Annotated in this window: 5 protein-coding genes; 4 read left to right on the top strand and 1 reads right to left on the bottom strand. The window is 67.6% G+C overall.

Going from position 1 to position 3432, the window contains the following annotated elements; translation table 11 throughout:
- Window positions 1–41: 41 nt before the first annotated feature.
- Window positions 42–689 (bottom strand): TetR/AcrR family transcriptional regulator, encoded by a 648-nt coding sequence (locus ACFWPJ_RS28225; RefSeq protein ID WP_378855848.1) that lies wholly within the window; start codon window positions 687–689, stop codon window positions 42–44.
- Window positions 690–797: 108 nt separating this feature from the next.
- Here ACFWPJ_RS28225 and ACFWPJ_RS28230 point away from each other — a divergent pair, with 108 nt between their 5' ends.
- The 4 genes from ACFWPJ_RS28230 to ACFWPJ_RS28245 form a co-directional block, all read left to right on the top strand.
- Window positions 798–1634 carry an SDR family NAD(P)-dependent oxidoreductase gene (locus tag ACFWPJ_RS28230; RefSeq protein WP_378855840.1) on the top strand — a complete coding sequence of 279 codons (837 nt, stop codon included), beginning with the start codon at window positions 798–800 and terminating at the stop codon, window positions 1632–1634.
- Window positions 1635–1661: 27 nt separating this feature from the next.
- Window positions 1662–2585, top strand: coding sequence for a ferritin-like domain-containing protein (locus ACFWPJ_RS28235; protein ID WP_378855842.1), 924 nt, complete (start codon window positions 1662–1664; stop codon window positions 2583–2585).
- Window positions 2582–3124, top strand: a complete 543-nt coding sequence (locus ACFWPJ_RS28240; protein WP_378855844.1) for an NAD(P)/FAD-dependent oxidoreductase — start codon at window positions 2582–2584, stop codon at window positions 3122–3124. Before ACFWPJ_RS28235 ends, ACFWPJ_RS28240 begins: the two co-directional genes overlap by 4 nt.
- On the top strand, window positions 3121–3432 hold a 312-nt coding region (locus ACFWPJ_RS28245; RefSeq protein WP_378855846.1), incomplete at its 3' end, for an NAD(P)-binding protein. The genes ACFWPJ_RS28240 and ACFWPJ_RS28245, both read left to right, overlap by 4 nt.

Raw genomic sequence — 3432 nt, forward strand, 5'->3', positions numbered from 1 at the left:
CCTCTGGGGCTGTCGTGATCTCGCCGAGTGTCGAGAAAGCCCTATTGGTCGCCGATGATCTCCGCTGGTAGGAACATTGTTCCCAGCTGGGCCGCGATCGCGCTGGTGTGCTCGACGATGCGTTCGGCATCCACGTCGAGCACGCCGGTGCGCCAGGCGGACAGCAGTTCGATGAAGCCGCCTATCCCGGCGAGTGTGCTCATGCGGATGGCGGTCTCGTCGACGCCGGGACGTAGATAGGGCCACGCGGCCGCGATCAGTAGATCGGTGGCGTCGGTGAGCATGGTTTTGCGCCGCTGTTCGAGGACCGCGCTGCCCGCGTGGTCGGCGAGCAGGATCCTGGCGCGGCCGCGGGGGTCGGATTGCAGCTCGACGGCGCGGGCGATGGCCGCGCGCAGGATTTCCAGGGGTGTGCGCTCGGTGTTCTGGGCGACGATGCTCGCCAGGTCGACGAACACCTCGGTGCAGACCTCGTCCCAGGCCGCGGCGAGCAGTTCGTCGCGATCGGCGAAGTGTTCGTAGAAGTACCGGTCGTTGAGCGAGGTCCGCTGGCACACGCCGCGCATGGTGACCGCGGCCCAGCCGTTCTCGATCCAGATGCTCAGGGCGGCGTCGACCAGGCTGGTCCGCCGCTGCGCCCTGCGTTGGTCGGCGGTCAGCCCGCCCCAGGTCCGTGCCGGTGCGCGCACATCCATGGTTGACAAAGTACTCCTCTGCGAGCCTAATTGGTGTCAGGTGCGGCCAATGGTGGCAGTTGCCACCAGTTCGAGTCTCACCGGGTCGACCCGGGAGTTGCCATGCGACTGTTTCCCTTCGGCGGACGCCGCCGGACCACGAACGCCGATGCCGTGGTGACCGGCGCCGGCAGCGGAATCGGACGTGCCTTCGCCGTCGAACTCGGCAAGCGCGGCGGCCGCGTCGTCTGCTCGGACATCGATTCCGACCGCGCCACCGAGACCGCCGGACTCGTCGAGTCCGCGGGCGGGAAGGCGATCGGCACCGGCTGCGATGTCACCGCGATCGCCGAGGTCACCCGGCTGGCCGCCACCGCACAGGACTGGTTCGGCGCGGCACCCACCGTCGTGGTCAACAATGCGGGTATCGGGGCGGGCGGGCCGGTGGTCGGAGAGTTCGCCCTCGACGACTGGCAGCGCACGCTCGGCGTGAATCTGTGGGGTGTCATCCACGGCTGTCACGTCTTCGCGCCGATCCTGCGGGAGGCGGGTCGCGGCGCGATCGTGAACGTCGCCTCGGCGGCCGCGTTCGGCGCGGCGCCGCGCATGGCCGCCTACAACGTCAGCAAGGCGGGGGTGCTGGCGCTGTCGGAGACGTTGTCGGCCGAACTGGCCGGCACCGGCGTCGGTGTCACCGTGCTGTGCCCGACCGGCGTGAAAACCAACATCATGCAGGCGGATTCACCGATGGACGAGACCGCCGAACGGCTCGGCGGACTGCTCCTGCGCTGGACCGGACGCGCGCCCGCCGCGATCGCCCGCACCACCCTCGATGCCGTGGACCACGGCGAGTTGTATGTGGTGCCGCAACTCGAGGCCAAAATGCTGTGGCAGGCCAAACGGTGGATGCCCGCGACCTATACCCGTTCGGCCGGCCTGCTGGAGCGGGTCGTGCGCTGATCCAGCACAGAAGAAGGAGATCGAACAATGACGTTCGCCTATCCCGATATGCTCGCCACCGTCCGCGCCAGGCAGTGGGCCCTGGCCGACATCGACTGGGACGCACCGGGTGCCGACACCATCACCGACGAGCAGCGCCCCCGGCTGGCCACCTTCATGGCCGATCTGGTGTGGATCGAACATGTCGGCGCCCGCGGCTTCGCCGCCCTCGTGCACCAGGCGCCGCCCGGCCCGCTGCGGGAGATCTACCGGTATTTCCACGCCGAGGAGCAGAAGCACGCCAATGCCGAACTGGCGCTGATGCGCCGGTGGGGCATGCTCGACGGCGACGCGATGCCGGTGCCCAACAAGAACATTCGCCTCGTCATCAGCTGGCTCGACCGCTACGCCGACCAGCTGACCCTGCCGGTGCTCGGCACGGTCATTCCCTCGCTCGAGACCGCGCTGGACGGCGCGCTGGTGAAATTCTTGCTCGACGAGGTCGAGGATCCGGTCTGTCACGAGGTGTTCCGGCACATCAACAGCGACGAATCCCGGCACCTGGCCGTCGGTTTCCAGGTTCTCGAACAGCTCGGGGCGGGACCGTTGCGCCGGATCGCCATCGAGACAGCCGGTTTCGCGGTGCGCCCGTCGTTCGTGCTCGGCGCGCTGCTGTACGCGCCACTGCTGTCGCGGATGTCGACCAATATCATCGCCCTCGGGCTCGACGAGGAGAAGCTGTGGCAGGCGGTGCGCCGCTACGAGAATGTCGGTGAGCGCAGCCCGGCGATCCGGCGGATGCCGCTGTATCACGTGGTGAAGATGCACGGTAAGGCCACGATTCACCGCCGCCAGCCGTTCCAGTTGCTGGCCGATGTGTCCAATGCGTGTATCGACCGGTTCCCGGTCCGGGTACTGGGGCGCAGGCCGTCGTGGTCTGACGAACTCACTTATGAACCGGTGGCGAAATGACTCTTCGATTCGCCGAGACGTTCGCCGGCCGCCAGACGCACAGCACCGAATTCGTGCCACGCCACGAATTCACCGGCCGCCGCGTCGCGATCATCGGCAGCGGGGCGGCGGCGGCACGGCTGCTGCCCGGCATCGCGGCCGAGGCCGCGCGGGTGACGGTGTTCCAGACCGACGCGGTGTGGATTCTGCCGCGCGCACCGCTACCTGGCGCGGCGGTACTGCGCCATACACCGGAGCGCTTGGTGCGGCTCGTCGCCCGCGTCAATCTCCGTGTCCAAGTTCATGATTCGTGGCTGCGGCACCGTCTCACACCCGACGACACCGCGGGCGTCGCCGTGCACAACAGCTACTACCGCACGCTGCGGCAACCACACTGCACCCTGGTGACCTGGCCGATCGCACGACTGGTTCCGCCGGGAGTGCGTACGGTCGACGGTATCGAGCATCGGGTCGACACCATCGTCTACGCGGAGGACGCCCAGCATGTCGTCCGCACCGTCGCCCGTCCCGGCCGCCACCGGATGAAGGAGATCGCATGACCACCACCGGAATCGACCACGAGATCATCATCGTCGGCGCCGGATTCTCCGGGATCGGCGCGGCGATCGCGTTGCGCAATGCCGGATTCGACGACTTCCTGATCGTCGACGAAGCCGACGGTGTCGGCGGCACCTGGCATTGGAACACCTATCCCGGTGTCGCCGTGGATATTCCGTCGTTCAGCTACCAGTTCTCCTTCGAGCAGCGCACCGATTGGTCCCGGGTGTACGCGCCGGGCAGCGAACTCAAGGCCTACGCCGAATCGTGCGTCGACAAATACGAGCTGCGACCGCGAATTCTCTTCTTC

Source organism: Nocardia sp. NPDC058497 (assembly GCF_042720195.1).
GTDB lineage: Bacteria > Actinomycetota > Actinomycetes > Mycobacteriales > Mycobacteriaceae > Nocardia.